This is a genomic window from Leptolyngbya sp. FACHB-261, assembly GCF_014696065.1.
GTDB lineage: Bacteria > Cyanobacteriota > Cyanobacteriia > FACHB-261 > FACHB-261 > FACHB-261.
Window position 1 is genome coordinate 38,664 of the sequence record NZ_JACJPL010000010.1, and the last position, 20,671, is coordinate 59,334.

Here is a 20,671-nt window from a genome sequence, read left to right on the forward strand (position 1 = left end):
TCTCAAGCAAGACAACTTAAGCAAAAGTTGAGTGCTAGCAGTTTTTATTGTGATGCGATTAACCTCTATGCAACCTTTGGCAGGTCTCATACAAAAGGTTGCATAAAAATTAATTGCTAACTCTGCTAGGCGTTGGCTCGACTGAGATAGCCATTATCGAACAAATATTGCAGCACCTGGTTTGCAGATTCCTCGACTGATTCGTCGCGGGTGTGGAGAGTCAAAGCTGGATCCAGGGGTGGCTCGTAGGGATCAGAAACGCCAGTGAATTGAGGAATTTCACCCGACAGCGCTTTCTGATATAGACCTTTGACATCCCGACGAATGCACTCTTCCAAAGGGGCATCAACGAAGATCTCAATGAAGTTGGGAATGCGTTCCTTGAGTTCTTCGCGCACTTCACGATAGGGCGAAATTGCGGCGGTCATCACAATCACACCATGCCGCGCCAGCAACTCGCCCACAAAACCAATCCGACGAATGTTAGTATCTCGATCTTCTTTGCTGAAGCCCAAGCCCTTGCTTAAATTGGTGCGCACCACATCGCCATCGAGCAGTTCAACATGGGGGCAGCCCAATTCATTCAGGATCGCGTAGAGCCGCTCCGAAACCGTAGACTTGCCTGCGCCTGACAAGCCTGTAAACCAAAGCACCGCGCCCTTATGTTGCACGATGGTCTGAGTCACTACAGCTGAAGGGGTATTCTGCACGAACTGGGCTCCTGAAATCGTCCAATTTACTCTACACCAGGCGCAGCACCACATCGGGCGTAGCGCTACATCAGGCGCAGTGCTATGTCAGGCGTACCACTGGTAGCTGCCAGTGGGCATTGTTCGCAAACCGTAGGGCACGAGCAACTTGAGGCTGGCTAGCTTTTAAGCGTCCGCTAGGGCTGTAGAGTTTGCCCTCTGCAGCCATTGGCTTGGAGAACTGCGCCATTGCCCACTCTACGGCTGCCAGTCTGCCCAGCGCTGCCAGGGAATGAGCTTCTGCTTCTGGCACGACGCCGGTGAACACTGGCTCTTCTCCAGACAAAGCCACCTGATCCAGAATCCAGAACAGGTCGCCGCCCTGATTGCGAATCACCAGGTTCTCAACGACCCCACCGGCTTCTAGTTCCTGCGGTAACTGTGGAGCCGCCAAGGGCTGAGGTTGGGCGGCCAGAATTTGCTCAGGAGTGGCTTCTAAACTCAGGCAGGTCATTGTCCAAGGCTTCAAGTTCTCAATCAGCGAGCAGTAAAACTGCACCAAATAGTTGAGCCGCAAGTCATCATCAGCCAGTGGTGAAAGCAAAATATAGCGGTCTAGGATGCGACCGGCCAAGTGCTGATCCAGCAGCGAACGCACTAGCCCTAACGGAGTCCAAAGGTCAGCGGCACTGCTCACTAACAGCCCCAAGCCCGGCTGTTGATCCAGACTGTAGAGCCGATAGTTCTCCCGGTCCAGCCAAACTTCGTAGCGACAGGCGAACTGCTCGATCAGGTTTAAGGCAGGTTCAAGAGCGGCACAAATAGAGCTGAGCATCCTTTCAGCTTCCCACAGGATGCTAACGCCTAGGCAGAAACTGTTTGTTGGTCCAGGCGGCCAAAGCCAGAAGCCCCAACAACGGTGTCAGCCAATCCCCCCAGCGCACATAGGCAGTCTGGGTAGTGCGTCGGTAAACGGTATCGACATGGGTTTCATAAGACCTCAAGCCAGAACGCCAACGCGTACGGCCATAAGGATCAACAATGCCGGAGTAGCCAGTGTTAGTAGCGCGGACCGTCCAACGATCGGTTTCGATGGCTCGCATCACATCCTGAGCGTGGTGCTGCGCAGGCATGGTAGCGCTGTAGTGGGCGTTGTTGGCCGCACTGAGAATTAGCGTGCCACCTGCACGGGCTTGCGCCTGAAAGTGCTGAGGATAGGCAGATTCGTAGCAAATTCCCATGATCATGCGCCCGAAAACCGTGTCAAATATCTGACCGGGACGACCGGCCTGTAGATGGGCATTCAGGGGTGAAAGCCGGTCGATTAGGCCTCCCAGCACCGATTCAAAGGGGATGTACTCGCCGAGCGGGACTAACTGCACCTTGTCGTAGCGGTTGACGACCTGCCCCTGGCTATCCAGTGCAAATAAGCTATTGGTGTAGTGATTGGGGGCTCCTGGTACCTGCCCAAAGCCACCCACCCATATAGGCACGCGCAAGCGCTGGACTGCCTGCTCTAGGCTAGAGGCTTCGCGGGCTCCAGGGTCAGTCCAGAGAATGGGTACCGCTGTTTCTGGTGTGAGAACTGCTTGGACGCCCTGACTGACTAGGGTTTCATAGCCAGTGGTGTAGCCCTCAAGTGCCTGCCGTAGGCCACCCGGATAGAGCTTGATTTCGTTGGGGATATTGCCCTGGATGATCCCCACTCTGAGAGTGGCATTGACAGGCTCCACCAGAGGCCGGCTCAGCAGCAAGCTGCCGTACAAACTCAAAACCGCTACTAGACCTAGGGCGCTCAGGGCATAGCGCCGTTGTTGCTGTCGCCAAGCTTCTGCCAGCAGGCCATTCACCGCGACAATGGCTGCCGTAATAGCCAGGGGACCCGATAGGCGACCCAGTTGCAGAATTACCAGATCGTGTGGGCTCTGCGTGTAGCTGAGGGAAGTCCACCACAGCGGCCCGTGGCTCCAAATGGCTTCTAAGACACACCACAGGGCTACGCCAACCAGAATTCGAGCGACGCTTCCCAATTTTGGGGTCAAGACAGTCATGCCCCAGGCCCAGATCGCGCTGATCGCTAGGCCCCAAAAGGTGATGAAGCCCCAGCAAAACAGGGCAATGGCCAAGCTTGCCAGCCAGGGAACCCCCATCCAAGTCATAGGGTGAACGCCTGTAATCCAAGACAAGGCAATGCCGTGGTAAAACAGCCCCCAGACTGCGCCAAGCTTCAAGGCTTGCCAGCCAGGGGAGGTGAATCGCTGACCCGGTTTACCGGATAAGCTCCGCCCTGGTTCGCTCAGCTTGGCGCCCAACTTCTGCACGCCTAACCATAGGGGAACTAGTGCCAGCCAGGCCAGAGGCCACAGCGACAGAGGGGCAGGGGTTAGGCCCATCAGCAGACCACCGAAAGCCGCCAGGGCCACTGGAGAATTTAGCCGTTTCAGCATCAGTGTCATCTTATCGGTCCAGAGTACTAACCGGAGCCAGAGCAGTTGCCCCGCGAAGCTAAACTTGATCGGTCAGCGACCTCTGCGTTCAGATAGGCAGGCTTTTCGTGATCAAAATTGGGCTACTGGGGTTAGGAACCGTTGGCACAGGCGTTACCAAAATTTTGCTGGATCCGGCTCAGCGCCATCCACTGCTCAAAGACATCGAAATTGCTCGCATTGGCGTGCGCTCTCCTGATAAGCCTCGCCGCTTTTCTATTGACGCCGCAAAACTAACCTCAGATCTGGAGAGCATTGTCACCGACCCAGATGTTGACCTGGTGGTTGAGGTGCTAGGTGGCTTGGAACCGGCTCGCAGTCTAATTCTCAAGGCCATTGGGACGGGCAAGCACGTGGTTACGGCAAACAAGGCCGTGGTGGCCCGTTACGGCCATGAAATCTTCTCAGCAGCTAACCAGGCGGGCGTCTATGTCTTGCTAGAGGCTGCGGTGGGTGGAGGGATTCCGGTAATTGCCCCGCTCAAACAGGCTCTGGGGGTAAATCGACTGCGCGGCGTGACTGGCATTGTCAATGGCACCACCAACTATATTCTGACGCGCATGCAGAATGAGGGGGGCGATTTTGAGGCGATCCTACAAGACGCTCAGCGCTTGGGTTATGCCGAAGCTGACCCCACCGCCGATGTTGACGGCTATGACGCAGCTGACAAATTAGCCATCCTGGCGAGCTTAGCCTTTGGCGGGCGCATTCACTTGGAAGAAATCCACCGTGAAGGCATCCGCAATGTCAGCGCCACAGATATTTCGTATGCCCGTACTTTGGGTTTTGTGATCAAGCTGTTGGCGGTTGCCCGCCGAGATCCCGGCGCCGATCCTAACGAAGTGGAATTGCGGGTGCATCCGACTCTGGTTCCTCGAGAGCACCCACTAGCGAGCGTTAATGATGTCTATAACGCCATTGTGATCGAGGGCGATCCTTTGGGGCAGGTGATGTTCTTTGGTCCGGGTGCTGGTGAAGGGCCGACTGCCAGTGCTGTGGTCTCAGACATTTTGAATATTGTGGCAGCCCTGAAAACAGGTGGTGCTACCCAGCCTGCCCAGACAATTAACCCACTGCTGGCCTGTCCCCACGATCACTATTCCAAAGTGCGCCCGATGGCCAGTCTGGAAACCCGCTTTTACATTCGTTTCCTGACACGGGACGAGTTGGGCGTGATTGGCGCCTTGGGCACTTGTTTCGGCAATCAAGGGGTGAGTTTAGAATCGGTTGTGCAGAAAGACCTGCGCGATGGACTCGCCGAAATTGTGGTGGTTACACACACTGTACGTGAGGGCAATGTGAATGCAGCCCTGAACGAAATTCGTCAGCTCAAGGCATTGCACAGCATTGCTAGCCTACTGCGAGTTCTGTAGCACCATCGCCACCCCTGATCGCAATAAGCTAGCACCTCTAGATTGCAAACGCAGCCTCATTCACTAGAAGGTGAACGTGGTTCTGAGCGTGCCGACTACATAGTCGGCATTGTTGCTGTTTTGCTCGGGTGCTGTGACCCAAATTAAACCCGGTGTAATCGAAATGTTGTCGGTCAGTTGATGCTTGTAAAAGGCTTCAATGTGCAGCGAAGTATCGTTCGTCAATCCTTGCACGCCACCAATGTTAGGTGAGCCTAAGTAGGGCTCCACACCGACTAAAACGCCGCCCAAGTTGCCCTCTTTGAAGAGATCGGGCAAGGCAAGCCCCAGGCCGTAATACCAAATATCGCTGTCGCCTCGGTTGAGTAAAGTCAGCGAGGTGTAGCCGCCAAAGGCATTGAGCACAAATCGAGGTGTGATTTGCCAGGAGGCTTGAAGGCCATAGGAATTGGTAACAGCTGAGGTGTTGAGCGCAGTATGCAGCGCGTTAGCAGGTACAGTCCCGGTTACAAACTCATTGCCATTGCCGATATCGAAAATGAAGTTGCCACTGGTGTGATAGCCGTGGACGTAGGTTAAACCAATTTGAACAGTTTTCGTGGGGGTAAAGGTTAACTGACCAAGTGCGGCATAATCACCGTTAAATAAGCCATTACTACCTGTAGCAAGCGCCGCATTCTCAGCTAGATAGCCAGCGGTGAATACGAAGCGGCGTTCTGAGTCAAAGGCGAAGTTGAGACCAATGCCGGAGCCACCGCCAATGCGGTAAATAGGGCTTTCCTGACCAAAGGCGGAAATCGCACCGTTACCGCCATCAAAGTCTTCAAAGAACGGGTTGATTGTGCTGAAGACGTAATCACTGTGAATACCACGGGCAGCAATAAACGCTTGCAGCCGTTCACCAACCGGAAACGCATAAGAAAGCCGTTCTAGCTCAATGCCATTGCCAGTCAAAGCTCCAATTCGAGTAGCTAGAACTCCCTCGGCTGTACCTCGATCAATCGCATCTAGACTGCCTGGCGTGAGGAAGCGTTCGGCATTACCGGCGGTCAAACGAGTGCGCAGTAGGTCGCGACCATTGAAGCTGGTATTGAAATTTAAGCGGACCCGATCTTGAAATACGATGTTTGAGTCAACATCATCGCCAGCTAAACCTGAGAAGCTAAAAACAGCCTCCCCAGTTAGCTTTGTGGTCGTTGAGAACTGATTGGCTTCTAGCTCAGCGGTGCGAGCTTCTAGCGAATCAACACGCCCCCGTAGAGTTGCCAATTCAGCTGCAAATTCTTCTTGTAACCGTTGCAGGGTAATCAAGTCTTCCCGGCTTGCCAAATTAGAAGTGCCGGTGGCAATGAGATCGTTGACCCGATCCAAACAAGCGTTTAAACCGGCTGCAAATTCATAACGGGTAAGTGCACGATTACCCCGGTAAGTACTATCTGGGTAACCAACAATACAGCCATAGCGCTCGACTAGGGACCGTAATGCTTCAAAGGCCCAGTCAGTCGGCTTGACATCGGACAGTTGCGAAACTGAGGTGAGCTGCTCCTGCTCTGTGGTTGCCAGCTCACTAGCTTGGGGGCTACCCGTGCTGTATTCGCTGATCTGCGCAATTGTCTCCTGAACTGATTGGGACCGCTGAGTTTTCTGAGCTTGAGCTGCTGGCGCATCTGCCACTATCCAGGCGGTAGCTAAGATGGCCGGAGTTGCTAGTAGAGAATTCCAAAAAGTTTTAGACATGGCAAGTTATATCCTCACACTGGATCGATCACACTATCCCACAGTCGGTCCTTGGGAGTCCTTAAGCCTGCCTAGAATTATGTAGCCGTTAGTCTATAAGACTGACCATAGAACTCATTAGTCAGAGTAAGATTGGGCAAGCAAAATCTCAATCTGACTAATGAGGAGACTAAACAACTGGGGCGAGCGTACCCCAGTTGCTAGATCAACCTTGGGGCTTATTTCTCGCCCCAACCTGGATGGTTACCAGTGCCTTGTTTTGACCTGCTGGATCCAGACGATAACCTGCCCCATTTTGCAGAAATATGACTACAGTTTCAGGGGTTTCGTTGTAGACCAAATCTGCTTTGGGAACTACATTCAATCTGGCTTGAAGCTGACCTTTGGGAATGACAATATTGCCTGCTAGCTGTTTATTCGGTAGTTGTCGATTGTGCAGTGGCTGATAATCACCGCCCGGAGTTGCGCTACCACCCACAAAATAGGTGACGTTCACATCTTGAGCCGCAGCTTTGTCGAGCCGCACAAAGCAGATGCCGATGTCTGTGGCGGGCCCTTGACCCGGTTCAGTGGCATTGGGATCCGTCGCGACAATGCTCACGGTTGGTAACACTGCTGCTTGAACATCATTACTGCCGAGGGTCACAGTTGCCGTAGTGCTAGCGCCTAAGCGATAACCTCCACCAGGCTGTAGGCTGACCACTATAGTTTCAGGGGCTTCAACCAGAGCGTCATCAATCGGGTTAACTGGAATTTTGACCTGGGTCTGACCTTGGGGAATGATTACACTGCTGCTCAAGGTTTGATAATCCACGCCAGGGGTGGCACTGCCGCCCACACTGTAGCTGATGCTGAGATCGCTGAGCGCAGCCTGATCAAAGCTGATCGTGAACTCACCAGGATCCCAGGGAGACTCTTGAGCATTTGGATCCGTGGCTACGATCGTGGCTGTGGGAGCATCATCATCCCAAATTGTCACCGTGGCGCTGCTGGCGTCGGCAAGTTGATAGCCTGCGCCCGCTTGTAGGGTCACAATCACCGTTTCAGGGGCTTCAACGGTTGCATCATCAATTGGGACAACCGGGATTTTGACTTGCGTCTGGCCCTGGGGAATCGTGACATTACCGCTAAGCGCCTGGTAATCAACGCCGGGCTGGGCGCTACCACTGACGCTATAGCTGATCGTCAGGTCAGTGAGTGCGGCTTGGTCGAGATTAATCGCAAACTCGCCTGTATCAGCGGGTTCCGCCGCACCTGGATCTGTCCCAATAACTGTCACGACCGGCGCATCATTGTCCCAAATCGTTACCGTTGCGCTGGCTGCGGTTCCAACCTGATAACCACTGCCAGGTTGCAGTGTCAAAATGACGGTCTCAGGCCCTTCAATGAGCCGATCGTCAATCGGCGAGACGACAATTTTGGCCTGGGTCTGACCTTGAGCTAGGGTGACGCTGCCCGCTAAGGGCTGATAGTCTACTCCAGGCTCAGCCGTACCCCCGACCAGGTAATTCACACTCAGATCTTTTAACGCTGGCTGATCAAAGCTAATTATGAATTCGCCCGTATCTGCTGGCTCAGCTGAACTCGGATCGGACGCGACAATCGTGGCCGCTGGCAGATCGTTATCGGCAATCGTTACCGTAGCGGTTGAATTGGAGCCCATCTGGTAGCCAGTTCCCGGCTGCAGCGTGGCGATCACAGTTTCGGTGGCTTCAATCAGCGGGTCATCGATTGGATTGACCAAAACTTTAGTCTGAGTCTGGCCCTTGGCAATAGTCACGCTACCGCTGAGCGGCTGGTAGTCAGCGCCGGGTTGAGCGGTACCAGTGACTACATAGCCGATTGTGAGGTCTTCAGTTGCAGGCTTGTCCAGCGTAATGAAGAAGGCGCCTGTATCTAAACCCGGTTCAGACGCACTGTCATCATCAGGTGCGACCAGGGTGCCTTGATTGGTTTTAGTAATGATGTTGGCCAGGGGTGGCGCAATTAGTTCAAAGGATGTATCAATGCGGAACTGAGACTCAGAGGTGTGCCGTTCGGCAAAGAAAAAGTCGAAGTCGTAGGCTTTACCTGGGGTAAGACCTAGCTTATCGAGCTCGATACTGGTGGCCATAGACTTGTGCACACCGCCAATATCGACGACCCGCTTACCATCAATGAAGATCCAGAGGTCGTCGTCGCCAAAGAACTTGAAAACCTGTCCTGGCTGATAGGTAAACCGCCAATGCCCTTCGAATGTGAAGTGGTAATTGTGGTCGGGATAAGCCCGTCCCATTTCATTGCCAAATAGCTTACCGTCGATTGGAAAGAAGGCTTTATTTTCGTAGGTATAGACGTTGTTTGAACCCCTTTTTAAAGTGATCGAAAAATCGATCGCTTTGTTAATACCAGGAACATTGCGGTACCACTGATCAAAGTTTTCTTTACCCGTTGTCCAGGGTGTACGGGGTTTGCCAGCGTAGATCGGCTTTCTGCCTTCCGGCGTGTTTTGCAGAGTGGTTTCGACGATCCCTAGATCCAAGCCGAAACCACCGGGGATTTGGGTGTCATCCATCTCAAAATCCGGATGGGATTTATGAAAATCGCGAATAACCCCGGTCAAAACAAGCTTGTCTGGCAATGTGGACATAAGGTACCTCTTACAGTTGCGACTGCGACATGGGCCTACCCTTCACACCCCTATTGGGCAGGATGCAGGCTGGCGGTTAATGCTACAAACTGTTAACAAGTCGAGAGCCAACTGAGCTCTGGCCGTCTAAGAGAGTGGCGCTTTAAGCTTCTCCCTCAGAAACACAATCTGATATTAGGTGATCAACACTAGGCGACATTTCAAGAAATCATGAAGTAGAACTTAGAACCATCATCCTCCACGGATTTCCCAAGCATCATATCGGCTATCCGGGAGGTTTTAGTAAACTTTTTGTAAGAAGATGCCTACACAGAACTGTTAAAACCGAGCCACAAAATTATGCTTGCATCCAGTAAAGGCTGTGATGCAAGACAGATATTCTGGGTGATCAGCCGCACTGCTCAACGTTTAACGGGTTGCTCGATCCGCCCTTCTAGCTTATCTAGCCGCTCTGTTACCTGCTCTAACGTTTCCTGAAGCTGCTGGATTTGTTGACTCAAGTTTTTAAGCTGAAAGTCACTATCGAGCTTACGAAAGGGTGAGGCGCCTAGAGCCGATAGAATCTTTTCAACTGTCGAAAAACTGGGGTCATAGTCGGGATCATTGAGAATACGGGTGATTTGCTGGGTGAAGCCCAAGTCACTGCCGCCATTCTCCGCTGCGATCAAACTCGATAACCGTCGAATACTGATTTTCTGAACCTTCATTAGCGTGCGAATCAACTCCACCACACTGGCTTGCATTCGTAGTCCCTATCTATTAGTGTTAAACCTGTAACTTGAATTCACTGGTAACCTTCCCCTGGCGGCGGAGGTTACTTTTTTAAGCCGCCTTCTGCACCACTTCTGTTGTGAAAATTGGCGCAAAAAAACCAGCAGGACGGCAAGGCTCCTGCTGGCAAGGTCACTCACACTTGAATAACTCACAGTTAAAAGTTTCTAAGGCAGCACCCAAGAACCTATAGTCCTACCAATTCACGGGACTCCAAGCCAGTAAGCTTCTGAGCAATGGTGAGTCTTGCTTCTAGCTTGGCAACGCTAAAGGCATTGCGCAGACGCTCTAGCTCGGCGATGGCATTGGACTTTTCGGTGGTCAGGCGCAACAGCGTATTGACCCCGCGCGAATACTCCAGATTGGACTGAAGCACTTCGAAGCGACGGGCTTTGCGCTGGGCATCGTTTTTAAGGTGGTTCTCGAAGGCCACAACCATCTCGGCACTGCCCTCTAAACGAGCAATGTGGGCACGGGCTTCGGCAATGCGCTCATCAATGTCGTTGGCAGTTTGAGCGGCACGGGCAATGGCGGCGGGGTAATCACTTAGATGCATAAGGCTTCTTCCTAAATCCAAGGAATTCCAAACGTTGAACCTTGAGACCAAACGCTAAGCAACCAATTCTTCCAGCTGAGGCAGGGGGGCTGGCATGGACGGTTCAGACAAATGTTCAGAGGGCTTCTCTGGCAGGGGGGAGTGCTCTAGCACGTCTACTTCGAGGCGCACCGAAATCAGATAGGAGCCGTTCTGATCACCAACCGTCTGAGCAATCAGCTGGGCTAGATCAGGACGTTCAGCCGTAATTGGATCGCGTAGAACACAACGGTCCCATTCGTAGCGAGCGTCCGGATCTAGGTGAAGGATGTAGTGCTTGGTCATGGGCTAGAACTTGAACTCACTCTTATTATTGTAGTGCAAAGACACAACAAGATCAAGCAGCTAGACTGGCTGGCAAGGGGCGCTGACGAGCGTCAAGTCGGTCTCGCCCAGCCAGACGTTTTGCCAGGTCTAGATGCCCCCAAACTCGCACCTCAAGTGGCCAGGTCATGACCTCTCCTGCCTGCAAGCTAAAGGGGATGCTCCGCGCTGCCAAAGACTGCGTGAACCGCCGGGCTGAGCGCAAATCGCTGAAGCCAAACACGCAGATTTCGGAAGCGCCGAAGCGGAATTGGGAGCGCCGAAAGGGAGTTCGCACCACCAAAACTCGGTCAGACAAGTACTGTCCAACGCGGCCCTCACCCAGGGAAAAAAAGCGACTACTCATAGCGCGACACCTGGTGACTGCTGTTTCTCTATTTTAGAAAATGTGTAGTGGGTTTGCACTCCGAAACCTCACTGCATCTTGTCGTGGTCTCCCCCACACCGAGGGACGGAAATCCGACCGGGATTTATAGTACAAATGTACTCTCTAGTTGGGGTTTTGTCAAGGTTGCTATCGGGGGAGCTATCAGCCGCTTCCCCTCGATAGCGGCTGGGGTCAGACCAGGTAAGATCACCAGTAATGGCCTAAGCCACGGGTAATGTCGTGGTCGGGCCTAGCCCCTTTGCTGAGACAAGTCATGCAGTCTGCGACCCTAGAAGCCTCGGAGCCCGTCTTGATCGCTGTTATTGACTACGACATGGGCAACCTGCACTCTGCTTGCAAAGGCTTAGAGCGAGCAGGTGCTAGAACCCTAGTGACTAACCGACCTGAGGACCTTGAGCAGGCAGCGGCGGTTGTGTTGCCGGGCGTAGGGGCTTTTGACCCAGCGATGCAGCATCTACGCTCCCGTGACCTCGAAGGACCAATCCGCGCCGTAGTAGCCTCAGGCAAGCCTTTTTTGGGCATCTGCCTGGGCTTGCAGATTTTGTTTGAGGGCAGCGAGGAGGGCATTGAGCCTGGCTTGGGGCTACTGCCAGGGGTGGTCAAGCGCTTTGCCACCGAACCTAGTCTGACGATTCCTCACATGGGCTGGAACCAGTTGGACTTGGTGCAGAAGGATTGTGCGCTGTGGCAAGGTTTGTCGGAGCAGTCCTGGGTTTACTTTGTGCATTCGTATTACGTTCAGCCCAGCGATCCTGCTGTTTGTGCGGCGACGGTTTGTCACGGTAGCCAGACTGTGACTGCTGCTGTGGCACAGGACAATTTGATGGCGGTACAGTTCCACCCTGAGAAATCCTCGACGGCAGGGCTACAGATACTCGCTAACTTTGTGGCTCAGGTGAAGAGGCGGCAGCAGCAGTACGCTCTGGCTCACTGACTAGCTCATTAACATTTGAAAGCTTGGCTCTAGCTCCGTGCGTAGTCTTATCGCTCAGTGTTATAACGGGCACAAGTGGCTTGATCTGACAAGCACTAAGCGGAGTTCACTCATAATTCTCTGGGCTAGTTGCTCAGACGGAGGAAGTTGTGGTCGCTCAGCCAAGCTCTCAGGGGTCAGAAGATTGCACTGCTGGCCAAGCGCAAAACTGGGATGACCCAGTACATCAACCGGTTGATCCTACTTCCCTCAAACCAAAAGTTGAGCCAGATCAAGACATGGAGCCACTGCTTCAAGCGTTCCTGGAAGTGCTAACGCAAGAGTTGGAAGAGTAGTGTTTCGGTCCAAGTTTCAGTTAATTGATTAGAGCAGGTGTTGTGCCTGCTCTTTTTGTTTCTAATGATGATTTCTATTAGCTATCAAGGGGGTCAATAGAGGCGCTTAGGTTCGGTGCTCAGTTTTGATGCTCAGCCTCTTGCAAAAGTAATAGATTGAAAAGTGTTGGGTAGCAGTTCGCAACGTAACTACAGGGGCAGATCATAGACTCAAGCTTTCCAATCTGAATGCAAGCAGTTGCAATCTGAGCAATAGTCAGGAGCAATAGCCAAATGACAATGATTCGACCTGTTGAATGGCAACAACTTAAGTATTGTCTCCTCAGCTACGCTCTCTTCCATTGCAGATCATTCAGTATAGAAATCGTTTGATTCTGGCCCAGATTTGGCTCAAGTTCGGCCCAAGTAACTATATTTGCAAACTACTACCCAAGAGGGCTTTAATCTTTAGAATTTAAGCTTATCGAGAGTTACTGATTGGCGGCAATCTCCTCTTTACCGCCCTTACCTTCACAGATGCGCTTAATCGATTCGAGGGTTTTGGAGATGCCCTCATGCATTGCGGCCTCAAAGCTGTGGCCTGGGGAGCGCTCAGCCATCTTCTGTGCCATCTCCGGTCTGGGGGCGTAGTGGATGTGAACCTTCACCTCCGATTGTGGTCCGCCGTTGCCCTGGACTTCGAGCCAGCCGTTGTAATCATTCTCGCCGTCAGAACCCCATTGAAGACGGCGAGCTTGCTGATCTACTCGGAAATGGCCGTCGGAATCATAAGAATGATCACCAACTTGGCCTTGAGTGCGAATACGTTCACCTTCTTGGGGCTGAGCATTCTTAATTGTGGGGAGATACTGAGGCACGTTTTTGACGTCAGAAATGAACGCAAATATGCTGTCTGCAGCTGCGTTTACAGTGATCGATTGCTCGAATTCGGTCTTGGTATCAGCACTTTCATTCGTGGAATGCATGGTTTAGCCTCAGCTAGAAAGTTACTGCAATTGTATGTAGAGCTAGCTGTTGAATATTAAGCAGAATTTGCATTTCTACCCTGCGGCAGGAAATCCATGTATCCAGGTTTACATTGTGATTTGCCAAGGCAGCAAATGCGCGGCTACTTGTTGTGAGTTATCACAAGCTCAGGTTGCTATCCTCTAGTTCGGGATGTAAGCTTGCCCCAAGCGCTTGAGCTTATGAGCCAAACTCGCCAGCTGGCTGCGTGAATTGGCCGCGTGAATTGGCTGCGTGAACTGTCGCAAATGAGAGCATCGACATGGCTAGCAGTAATCCTGGCTCCTCTAATCAAGCCCAGCCCTTTGGCTCATCCCTTGGCCCATCCCTTAGCCAGTCTCTTGCTGTTAGCTCTGAGGCGCCTGGCAACGATGTTTTCATTTCCTATTCCCGCCGAGATAAGGCCTTTGTCGAAACCCTGGCTGCTGCCTTTAAGCGCTTGAATCGAGCCCCCTGGGTAGATTGGGATAACATTCGCAAGGGCGAGGAATGGTGGGAAGCAATTAAACGCGGGATTGAGGCAGCCGATACCTTTATCTTTGTGGTCAGCCCGGACTCTGTTGCCTCGCCAGTCTGTTGGGATGAGGTCGAATATGCGGCCAAGCACAAGAAGCGGTTCCTGCCGATTGTCTGGCGAGAAGGCTTCGATGAAAAGCGGGTTCATCCCTCGATATCGAGCCATAACTGGCTGTTTTTTCGTGAAACTGACGACTTTGAGCCAGCCTTTCAAGAACTGCTCAAGGCGATGGATACAGACCTGGGGCATGTCCGTGCCCACACACGCCTATTGGTTCGGGCGCTTGAGTGGCAAAACAAAGACCGCAACGCTAGCTATTTGCTGCGAGGCAGTGATTTGCAAGATGCGGAACGCTGGTTGACGCAGGCAGTTGATAAAAACCCTCAACCGACAGAACTGCAATCGGAGTACATCAACACTAGCCACGCAGCTCAAATTGCCCAGTTAAGAGCACGACAAAAGGCCAAGTGGACGGTGATTTTAACTACGGTACTCGTCAATATGCTGTTGGCAATTGGTGGGGGTCTGTGGTTCTATCGCTACGCGACTGAGCAAACAACGCAACAGCTTCGAGACAATTTGGTTAGAGCCCTCAATGTTGGCTTGATTGGCATTAATGGCGACCGCTTTCAAGCCCTGGCAAACTGGGACGCTAATGCTTTCCCGGCGGGTAATCCAACTAGCAACTCCCCAGCTAGTAACCTGCTGAGCAGCAACCCTCTATACCAAGAACATCAAGACTGGCTGTATAAAGTTCACACGGTCATTCCCAACGCCACTTTGCGCAGCTATGTTCAAGGGCCGGAGGCTGGCGAAATTCTCTGGATTGGCGATGTTTCTAGAGTGCTGCATTCCAATCCGACTGACTACCGTCAGGCTTATCCGGCTCAGCATTTTGAGTCTCAAATCTTTGACGGGGTGACCCCAAGAGTTGTGGTGATGACTCCCTACACGGATAACCTTGGGCGCTGGGTTTCTGCAGTTGGGCCAATCAAAAACTCTCAGGGACAAGTCGTCGGTGGGCTGAAAGTCTATTTCAAAGAGGACTATATTCTGCAAGTACAGGCAGCAGTTCGCAATAGGCTGACGGTTGCTTATGTGATCATCTTTGTCTGGCTGTTGGCTCTGAGTTTGATTATTCTGCGGGTCACTCGTCCTAATGATGAAGGATTGGAGCAGCGCAAGCTTCCCTTGTCTCAGGATGTGCCTTGAAGCTGGCCCTTAAAACTGGGCCTTAAAATTAGGTTGTCATTGCACTTCAGGTCATTGCGGATCAGCAGGGTACAGCGCCAGGAACTGACCGACTAGATAGAGCGAACCGCAGAGCACCACTGGGTAATCCTGGGCAAAGGCGGCACTGAGGGCTGAGGTGAATTCCTGATGTGCTTCGGTCTGGCTCAGTTTGGGCTCTAGGGCTCGCGCCAACTGGACTAGGGACTCGGGCTGGAGGGTGCTGTGGTCAGGAACGGGCAGGGCAAAGAGCCGATCCTGAGGCCGCAGCAGGGTCTTGAGGATGCCGACATGGTCTTTGGTCGAGAGCATGCCCATGACCCAGGTGGTTGGGTCAGTGGTTGGGCTATTCGTTGGGCTGAGCCAAGCATCAACAAACTGCCGTAGGTACTCAGCGGCGGCGACGTTGTGGGCACCGTCGATTAGCAACTTGTGGGGCTGACCGGCTGCATCGGTCCAGGTCACCCACTGCAAGCGTCCCGGCCATCGAGTCTGGGCAAAGCCGGCTTCCAGGGCCGCATCTGAGATTTGCCAGCCCTGCTGACGCAGGCATTGCAGCACGGCCAAAGCAATGGCGGAGTTGGTCAACTGCATCGCGCCAAACAAGGCCAGGGGATACTCAATGCCCTGCCAAGTCGCACGACCATTGCCTAGATCCTGGGCTGGCTCCACGCGCACAGTTGGGCAGTCCAGGACTTTGAGCCGTTCAGTAACTACGGCATCAGCCTCGGCGGGCAGAGGCCCAATCACTGCGGGGCGTTGGGGTTTGAGAATGCCTGCTTTTTCGTAAGCGATATCGGCTAGGGTGGGTCCCAGGCGTTGCCAATGCTCGCGGCTGAGCGAGGTAATCACCGAGACCAGGGGCTGCTCATTGACATTGGTGGCATCAAGCCGTCCGCCTAGGCCGACCTCAATCACGGCAACGTCAACCTGCTGTTGCGCGAAGTACCACCAGGCGGCGGCGGTAATCACTTCAAACTGGGTGGCCGAGTCTTCTGGATTGGGGTCGATGGCTTGCTGTACGGCTGTCAAAGCCGCGACTAGATCTGCCTCGGCAATCCAGGTGTCGTTGAGGCAAATGCGTTCGCGCCAGTTGACCAGGTGCGGCGAGGTGTAGCGGCCCACGCGATAGCCAGCTGCCCTCAACACTGAACTTAAGTAAGCACAGACCGAACCCTTACCATTGGTGCCCGCCACATGGAGCACCGGTACTCGCTGCTGGGGGTTGCCCAAACGCGCCAGTAGTGCCTGGATGCGCTCCAGGCCCAGATGAACACCGAAGCGCTCGTACTGACTGAGAATCTGTGCTGCGCTAGTCATAGTCAAACTGCAATATCAAATTGCGATATCCAATGCGATCCACCCTTCAATCACATTAAACAGGGGGATTAACCAGTAGGGCTGGGATATGAGTGGGGGTAATACCAACTCACTTTTTAATTGCTACTAAATAACCCCTCCCAGCCTCCCCTTGGCAAGGGGAGGAGCCGAAGGCGATGAGGTTTTGATGCGTAGCGCTCGTTTAGAGAATGGGTATAAGCCCTGACCACTGCTCAAGCTGGCTCGATGGCTGGTTCAAGGGCTGGTTCTGCTTGCAAGTAGCCCGCGGCGATGCAGTCTTCGATGATCTGCTGAACTAGCGGCCAGAGGGCGGGGGCTCCAGTTTGGATAGAACTCATGCGCTGCAGGACCTGGGCTTGGGTAATGCCGTGTAGACGCCAAGTGCCACCTCGGGTTTGCTGGTTGTGCAGGAGGGGTTGCAGGCGGTCGAGGGCAGCGGCGAACTGAGCTTCTGGGGTTGCCTGAGCTTCAAATTCTTGCCAAAGCTCATGCAATTCAGTGCCCTGGTCGGGTGGTAACAGGCCAAACAACCGAGTCGCCGCCTGGGTTTCCCGAAGTGCTTTGTCTTGATTGCCCAGGCTGTCGTAGCAGAAGGTGTCGCCCGCATCGATTTCAACCAGGTCGTGAATCAGCAGCATCTTAATGACCCGCAGCACGTCGATGCTGGTTGGCACGTATTCGGCTAATAGAATCGCCATCATCGCGAGGTGCCAGGAGTGCTCGGCACTGTTTTCGCGACGCGATTCATCAGTGAGTAGGGTTTGGCGGAGAACCTGTTTGAGTTTGTCGATTTCAATGATGAATTCGATCTGCTGCGCCAGCCGCTTCGGGGCCATCGTGAGTCTCCAATGGGCATGGCTACTTTAGCAGAGTTGATAAAGTGCAAGGGAGAAAAGACTAGGGACAAGGCATACCTTGTCCCTACAGGTGTTAACGACGGGTGTTAATGGCAGGTGTTAATGGCGTGAAGGGATAAGCTGTTTTTGAACGTGGCGCTTTGCACGCAGCCTTGCCAATTGATGAAGGTGCGTCTCTTCGGTCAGTTCCTGTTAGGTCAATTCCCGCTCTTGGGGCGGCCAGAGCAGATCGTCGACGCGTACGAGGGTGACGACGGCCTCAGAATTCTGGAACTTGCGCAGACAGACGCGTAAGATGCCAACGTGGGCGTGCAGTCTTGAGAAGATCTGAAAGGTTGGAGCTGCAATGAGCAATTCGCCACCGGCTAGACGCCAGGTGCAGGTATCTAGAAGGCCACCGATATAGGCGCTCAAGCTACGCCTGAACTCAGCCTGAAACGTAGTCATGGGAAATTTTGTTTTTAAAAGCAATAATCGCAAAATATCGAGGACGGTGCTCCGGTTTCATCTGCCTTAGCGCATATCAAAACCCCAGCGCCTACGGCACCTCCCCTTAATAAGCTCTTGCTAAGGGGCGGTTGGAAGGGGGCTTGAGAGTTACGACTTTTCGGGGGGCAGGTGGCAGACGGCTTCGAGGCGGTTGCCGTCTGGGTCGGTGACGAAGGCGGCGTAGTAAGAGGAGTGATATTCCGGGCGCAGGGCAGGGCCGTGAGCATCGTCCTTGCCGCCGGTTGCGACAGCAGCTACGTAGAAGCGGTCAACGGCAATGCGGCTGGTTGCTCGGAAGGCCCAATGGCGACGGTCGGCGATTACTTTGGGGCTTGCGAACACTGAGATGTAGGTGTGGCTATCGTCTTCGGGGGAGTTGCGCAAGCCGTAGCCGATGCCTTGCTCGGTCTTATAGACACAGGGATAGCCCAGGGCTGTCATAATCGCGTCGTAGAACTCCCCAGCCTTCTTCAGGTCGCTGACTGTAATCGACACGTGGTCAATCATGCGTTTGCCTCACCACCTGTTTAACTGGCTCAATCATGAACTCTGGAGTGAATTCTAGGCATAAATTCTAAACACGGATTGGCAATATTGGCTCTGAGTTGAGCCTGTCTTTGGGTCCTTAAACTGGGCCTTTAATAGGTCCTGTAATAGAACCCGAAGGGGTGATTGTCGAAGGGCTGTAGAACTAGAGAGAGTAAGATTGCTGTTCTATGCTCGCTATGTCCAACCAAGCGCCTTCGCTGAAGCAAACGATTGAGGCGATTTTGTATCTCAAGAGCCAGCCCCTGACTCTAGGGACTCTTGCCGAGCAGGCGGGATGTGGGCGGGATGCGGCCAAGGCTGCGCTGCTAGAGCTGATGGCTGACTACAGCGAACGCCAGAGTTCGCTGGAGGTTGTGGAAACGAGCGCGGGCTATGCGCTGCAACTGCGGGAGTCGTTTCACGGTCTGGTGCAAAAGATTATTCCAGCTGAGGTGGGGCTGGGGGCTTTGCGCACACTGGCGACGATTGTTCTAAGGGGACCGCTGAGTCAGGCGGAGCTGGTGGAGCTACGCGGCTCGGGGGTGTACCAGCAGGTTCAGGAGCTGGTGGAGCAGGGCTTTGTGCGCAAGCGGCGGCATTCGGATAGCCGCTCTTACTGGATTCAGGTTACGGATAAGTTTCACCAGTATTTCCAGTTGTCTGATTTGTCTCTGCATCTAGAGCGCCTGGCCCAAAAGCAGCGCCCGGCCCAAGAGGAGCTGGATCTCGACGCTGCTGAGGAGCTAGATCTCGCAGAGGTGGCTGAGGAGCTTGAGCCGGATCCCGTAGCGGAGGAGTGACCTCGATGGAGCTGGCTTCGGCCTGCCACTGGCCTTGGGAGTCGAAGGAGCCGAGCCGGTTGCCCTCGGGGGCATAGACGGTGACCGACTGGTCGAACTCGCGGGCGATGTTGGCACCGACGCTGGCCTGTTGGGCGAGGGGGGGCGAGGCGCTGGGTGAGTTTTTGAAGGTGAGGCTCAAGCCTTGGTCGCTGCGGGCCAGGGTGAGGTTGCGTAGGCGGCCTCGGTAGGTGTAGCGGGCGCGTTCTAGCAGCATTTCAAAGCTGGGAGCGCCATCTTGCAGGGCTTGCCAGTCGCCTTGGGGGGAGAAGTAGCCCATGCTTTCGCCCCAGGGGGCGGCGACGACGACGTTGACGCCTAACTCCTGGGCTAGGAGCCGCCCGACGCGGCCTGCTTGCTCGTAGTTGCGCAGATCTTGGCGGGCGACTAGAGCGAGTTGGCCAGACTCCAGGCTGCTGAGTTCGAAGGCTTTGAGCTGGGCGCTGTAGTGGCGTTGGACTTGCTTGAGTTTGTCGGGGCTGAGGGGGTCGGCGGCGGGGTTGGGGGCGTAGAAGGTGCCGCTGGCTGGATCGCGGTTGAAGGTGGCCAGGGGAGATTGTTCACCGGGGAGAACCACGGCCAGGCTCTGGACTTGGTCGTAGCGGTCGAAGATGAGCTTGACGATGGGTTTGAGGGTTTTTTCGATGCTTTGCTCTAGGGGCAGGTTGTTGAGTTGCAGAAATAGCCCTTTCTGGTCGTCGCTGGCGACGGTGACGTTGTTGCGGTCGAGTTCGGCTTGTAGGCTGCGGTTGATAGTTTTGGCGAGTTGCTCTTGGACCGAGAGGGGCTCGGGGGGTTTCTCGGCGATTACTTGGCCGGGGAAGGCGACGGTGCCGGTGGGCGGCGGCTGTCTGAAGGGGTTGCTGAAGCTGACGGGGGCGGCTGTTGCGGCGACGACGCGTGTGGCGGGACGCTGAGCTAGCAGTTTGCTGACTGTGACATAGCTGAGACTAAAAGTGGCTGCGGAGGTAGCAACTAAGCTGACGCCGAGAATCCACCAGGTTCTTGCTTTGCCCTGCACCATGCTGTCCTCTTCTTCAATCAAGGCTCGACGAAGGCTCGACTAGAACCGTTGCCTTTTCTGTACTGTATCGTCTACGTCCTAACAGGAAAAATGATACTGCGGGGGGAATTGGAAAAAGGCCCCCCCGGCCCCCCAATTCTGGGGGGAGCAGGCTCGTGACTGCTTCCGGCCTTTGCTTGGCAGGGCTCAGAACCCCTCCCGGCCTCCCCTTGCTAAGGGGAGGAGCAGGATGTGATGGGGTGATGTTACAGGGGGAAGGTTAGGGCGCGTTGGATGAGTTGGGGGGTGAGGTTGCAGAGGGTGACGGCGCGTCCGGTGTCGGTGAGGACGCGGTGGCGTTCGGTGTAGTGGCAGGCTTCGAGGGGGAGGAGCAGGCGGGTGACTTCGGGTTCTTTGAGGTTGCACTGGAGGACGAGCAGGGAGAGGGGGACGCTGGCTTTGAGGCTGCGAGGGTCGGTGTAGTTGGCGATGACGAGGAGCAGGAGTTTGGAGGGTGGGGAGAGGTTGAGGCTGCGGGTGATGTAGTCCCAGAGGATGAGGCGCGTTTGAGAAGGGTTGAGGGAGGTGTTCATGGGGGGGT

General features: G+C 54.1%; 20 protein-coding genes. 5 read left to right on the forward strand and 15 right to left on the reverse strand.

Annotated features, from left to right (window positions below; genetic code table 11):
- Nucleotides 1-125: 125 nt before the first annotated feature.
- The 3 genes from cysC to lnt all read right to left on the reverse strand — a co-directional run bounded on the left by cysC (nucleotide 126) and on the right by lnt (nucleotide 3,145).
- Nucleotides 126-710, reverse strand: coding sequence for an adenylyl-sulfate kinase (gene cysC, locus H6F94_RS04455; RefSeq protein WP_313949221.1), 585 nt, complete (start codon nucleotides 708-710; stop codon nucleotides 126-128).
- Nucleotides 711-792: 82 nt separating this feature from the next.
- Nucleotides 793-1,524: a hypothetical protein gene (locus H6F94_RS04460; RefSeq protein ID WP_190801029.1), complete on the reverse strand. Its 732-nt coding sequence runs from the start codon at nucleotides 1,522-1,524 to the stop codon at nucleotides 793-795.
- A 22-nt stretch (nucleotides 1,525-1,546) separates the two neighbouring features.
- Nucleotides 1,547-3,145 carry an apolipoprotein N-acyltransferase gene (gene lnt, locus H6F94_RS04465; RefSeq protein WP_190801030.1) on the reverse strand — a complete coding sequence of 533 codons (1,599 nt, stop codon included), beginning with the start codon at nucleotides 3,143-3,145 and terminating at the stop codon, nucleotides 1,547-1,549.
- A gap of 98 nt (nucleotides 3,146-3,243) precedes the next feature.
- Between lnt and H6F94_RS04470 the strand changes: the two genes are divergently transcribed.
- Nucleotides 3,244-4,548 carry a homoserine dehydrogenase gene (locus tag H6F94_RS04470; RefSeq protein ID WP_313949222.1) on the forward strand — a complete coding sequence of 435 codons (1,305 nt, stop codon included), beginning with the start codon at nucleotides 3,244-3,246 and terminating at the stop codon, nucleotides 4,546-4,548.
- A 63-nt stretch (nucleotides 4,549-4,611) separates the two neighbouring features.
- On the opposite strand, the gene H6F94_RS04475 is transcribed toward H6F94_RS04470, so the two are convergent.
- The 6 genes from H6F94_RS04475 to H6F94_RS04500 form a co-directional block, all read right to left on the reverse strand.
- Nucleotides 4,612-6,285: an iron uptake porin gene (locus H6F94_RS04475; RefSeq protein ID WP_190801031.1), complete on the reverse strand. Its 1,674-nt coding sequence runs from the start codon at nucleotides 6,283-6,285 to the stop codon at nucleotides 4,612-4,614.
- A 205-nt stretch (nucleotides 6,286-6,490) separates the two neighbouring features.
- On the reverse strand, nucleotides 6,491-8,914 hold the full coding sequence (locus H6F94_RS04480; protein ID WP_190801032.1) for a Calx-beta domain-containing protein: 2,424 nt from the start codon (nucleotides 8,912-8,914) through the stop codon (nucleotides 6,491-6,493).
- A 401-nt stretch (nucleotides 8,915-9,315) separates the two neighbouring features.
- On the reverse strand, nucleotides 9,316-9,657 hold the full coding sequence (locus tag H6F94_RS04485) for an XRE family transcriptional regulator (RefSeq protein WP_190801033.1): 342 nt from the start codon (nucleotides 9,655-9,657) through the stop codon (nucleotides 9,316-9,318).
- A gap of 215 nt (nucleotides 9,658-9,872) precedes the next feature.
- Nucleotides 9,873-10,241: a hypothetical protein gene (locus H6F94_RS04490; protein WP_190801034.1), complete on the reverse strand. Its 369-nt coding sequence runs from the start codon at nucleotides 10,239-10,241 to the stop codon at nucleotides 9,873-9,875.
- 54 nt (nucleotides 10,242-10,295) lie between these two features.
- Nucleotides 10,296-10,565, reverse strand: a complete 270-nt coding sequence (locus H6F94_RS04495) for a hypothetical protein (protein WP_190801035.1) — start codon at nucleotides 10,563-10,565, stop codon at nucleotides 10,296-10,298.
- Between the two features lie 52 nt (nucleotides 10,566-10,617).
- Nucleotides 10,618-10,950: a hypothetical protein gene (locus H6F94_RS04500; RefSeq protein WP_190801036.1), complete on the reverse strand. Its 333-nt coding sequence runs from the start codon at nucleotides 10,948-10,950 to the stop codon at nucleotides 10,618-10,620.
- A gap of 295 nt (nucleotides 10,951-11,245) precedes the next feature.
- Here H6F94_RS04500 and hisH point away from each other — a divergent pair, with 295 nt between their 5' ends.
- Both hisH and H6F94_RS04510 read left to right on the forward strand, forming a co-directional pair.
- A complete protein-coding gene (hisH, locus tag H6F94_RS04505) occupies nucleotides 11,246-11,926 on the forward strand; it encodes an imidazole glycerol phosphate synthase subunit HisH (RefSeq protein WP_190801037.1) in 681 nt (226 codons plus the stop codon).
- 149 nt (nucleotides 11,927-12,075) lie between these two features.
- Nucleotides 12,076-12,261 carry a hypothetical protein gene (locus tag H6F94_RS04510; RefSeq protein ID WP_190801038.1) on the forward strand — a complete coding sequence of 62 codons (186 nt, stop codon included), beginning with the start codon at nucleotides 12,076-12,078 and terminating at the stop codon, nucleotides 12,259-12,261.
- 470 nt (nucleotides 12,262-12,731) lie between these two features.
- Here the strand turns inward: H6F94_RS04510 and H6F94_RS04515 are convergent, their stop codons facing one another.
- A complete protein-coding gene (locus H6F94_RS04515; RefSeq protein WP_190801039.1) occupies nucleotides 12,732-13,226 on the reverse strand; it encodes an SRPBCC family protein in 495 nt (164 codons plus the stop codon).
- A gap of 302 nt (nucleotides 13,227-13,528) precedes the next feature.
- On the opposite strand from H6F94_RS04515, the gene H6F94_RS04520 reads away from it, so the two are divergent.
- On the forward strand, nucleotides 13,529-14,995 hold the full coding sequence (locus H6F94_RS04520; RefSeq protein WP_190801040.1) for a toll/interleukin-1 receptor domain-containing protein: 1,467 nt from the start codon (nucleotides 13,529-13,531) through the stop codon (nucleotides 14,993-14,995).
- 51 nt (nucleotides 14,996-15,046) lie between these two features.
- Here H6F94_RS04520 and H6F94_RS04525 read toward each other — a convergent pair whose 3' ends face one another.
- From H6F94_RS04525 to H6F94_RS04540, 4 genes are all read right to left on the reverse strand, one after another.
- On the reverse strand, nucleotides 15,047-16,333 hold the full coding sequence (locus H6F94_RS04525; protein ID WP_190801041.1) for a bifunctional folylpolyglutamate synthase/dihydrofolate synthase: 1,287 nt from the start codon (nucleotides 16,331-16,333) through the stop codon (nucleotides 15,047-15,049).
- A gap of 233 nt (nucleotides 16,334-16,566) precedes the next feature.
- Nucleotides 16,567-17,190, reverse strand: coding sequence for an HD domain-containing protein (locus H6F94_RS04530; protein WP_190801042.1), 624 nt, complete (start codon nucleotides 17,188-17,190; stop codon nucleotides 16,567-16,569).
- A gap of 213 nt (nucleotides 17,191-17,403) precedes the next feature.
- Entirely contained in the window at nucleotides 17,404-17,658 is a 255-nt protein-coding gene (locus tag H6F94_RS04535; RefSeq protein WP_190801043.1) for a hypothetical protein, read from the reverse strand.
- A 150-nt stretch (nucleotides 17,659-17,808) separates the two neighbouring features.
- Complete coding sequence (locus H6F94_RS04540) at nucleotides 17,809-18,207, reverse strand: VOC family protein (protein WP_190801044.1); 399 nt, start codon at nucleotides 18,205-18,207, stop codon at nucleotides 17,809-17,811.
- A 218-nt stretch (nucleotides 18,208-18,425) separates the two neighbouring features.
- On the opposite strand from H6F94_RS04540, the gene scpB reads away from it, so the two are divergent.
- On the forward strand, nucleotides 18,426-19,028 hold the full coding sequence (gene scpB / locus H6F94_RS04545) for an SMC-Scp complex subunit ScpB (RefSeq protein ID WP_190801045.1): 603 nt from the start codon (nucleotides 18,426-18,428) through the stop codon (nucleotides 19,026-19,028).
- A gap of 1,308 nt (nucleotides 19,029-20,336) precedes the next feature.
- Here the strand turns inward: scpB and H6F94_RS04550 are convergent.
- Nucleotides 20,337-20,663 (reverse strand): hypothetical protein, encoded by a 327-nt coding sequence (locus H6F94_RS04550; RefSeq protein WP_190801046.1) that lies wholly within the window; start codon nucleotides 20,661-20,663, stop codon nucleotides 20,337-20,339.
- Nucleotides 20,664-20,671 lie beyond the last annotated feature (8 nt).

Excerpts from the sequence above, each read along its gene's own strand:
- H6F94_RS04460 (WP_190801029.1), bottom strand. The coding sequence starts at position 1,524 with ATGCTCAGCTCTATTTGTGCCGCTCTTGAACCTGCCTTAAACCTGATC.
- lnt (WP_190801030.1), bottom strand. The coding sequence starts at position 3,145 with ATGACACTGATGCTGAAACGGCTAAATTCTCCAGTGGCCCTGGCGGCT.
- H6F94_RS04475 (WP_190801031.1), bottom strand. The coding sequence starts at position 6,285 with ATGTCTAAAACTTTTTGGAATTCTCTACTAGCAACTCCGGCCATCTTA.
- H6F94_RS04480 (WP_190801032.1), bottom strand. The coding sequence starts at position 8,914 with ATGTCCACATTGCCAGACAAGCTTGTTTTGACCGGGGTTATTCGCGAT.
- H6F94_RS04485 (WP_190801033.1), bottom strand. The coding sequence starts at position 9,657 with ATGCAAGCCAGTGTGGTGGAGTTGATTCGCACGCTAATGAAGGTTCAG.
- H6F94_RS04490 (WP_190801034.1), bottom strand. The coding sequence starts at position 10,241 with ATGCATCTAAGTGATTACCCCGCCGCCATTGCCCGTGCCGCTCAAACT.
- H6F94_RS04495 (WP_190801035.1), bottom strand. The coding sequence starts at position 10,565 with ATGACCAAGCACTACATCCTTCACCTAGATCCGGACGCTCGCTACGAA.
- H6F94_RS04500 (WP_190801036.1), bottom strand. The coding sequence starts at position 10,950 with ATGAGTAGTCGCTTTTTTTCCCTGGGTGAGGGCCGCGTTGGACAGTAC.
- hisH (WP_190801037.1), top strand. The coding sequence starts at position 11,246 with ATGCAGTCTGCGACCCTAGAAGCCTCGGAGCCCGTCTTGATCGCTGTT.
- H6F94_RS04515 (WP_190801039.1), bottom strand. The coding sequence starts at position 13,226 with ATGCATTCCACGAATGAAAGTGCTGATACCAAGACCGAATTCGAGCAA.
- H6F94_RS04520 (WP_190801040.1), top strand. The coding sequence starts at position 13,529 with ATGGCTAGCAGTAATCCTGGCTCCTCTAATCAAGCCCAGCCCTTTGGC.
- H6F94_RS04525 (WP_190801041.1), bottom strand. The coding sequence starts at position 16,333 with ATGACTAGCGCAGCACAGATTCTCAGTCAGTACGAGCGCTTCGGTGTT.
- H6F94_RS04530 (WP_190801042.1), bottom strand. The coding sequence starts at position 17,190 with ATGGCCCCGAAGCGGCTGGCGCAGCAGATCGAATTCATCATTGAAATC.
- H6F94_RS04535 (WP_190801043.1), bottom strand. The coding sequence starts at position 17,658 with ATGACTACGTTTCAGGCTGAGTTCAGGCGTAGCTTGAGCGCCTATATC.
- H6F94_RS04540 (WP_190801044.1), bottom strand. The coding sequence starts at position 18,207 with ATGATTGACCACGTGTCGATTACAGTCAGCGACCTGAAGAAGGCTGGG.
- scpB (WP_190801045.1), top strand. The coding sequence starts at position 18,426 with ATGTCCAACCAAGCGCCTTCGCTGAAGCAAACGATTGAGGCGATTTTG.
- H6F94_RS04550 (WP_190801046.1), bottom strand. The coding sequence starts at position 20,663 with ATGAACACCTCCCTCAACCCTTCTCAAACGCGCCTCATCCTCTGGGAC.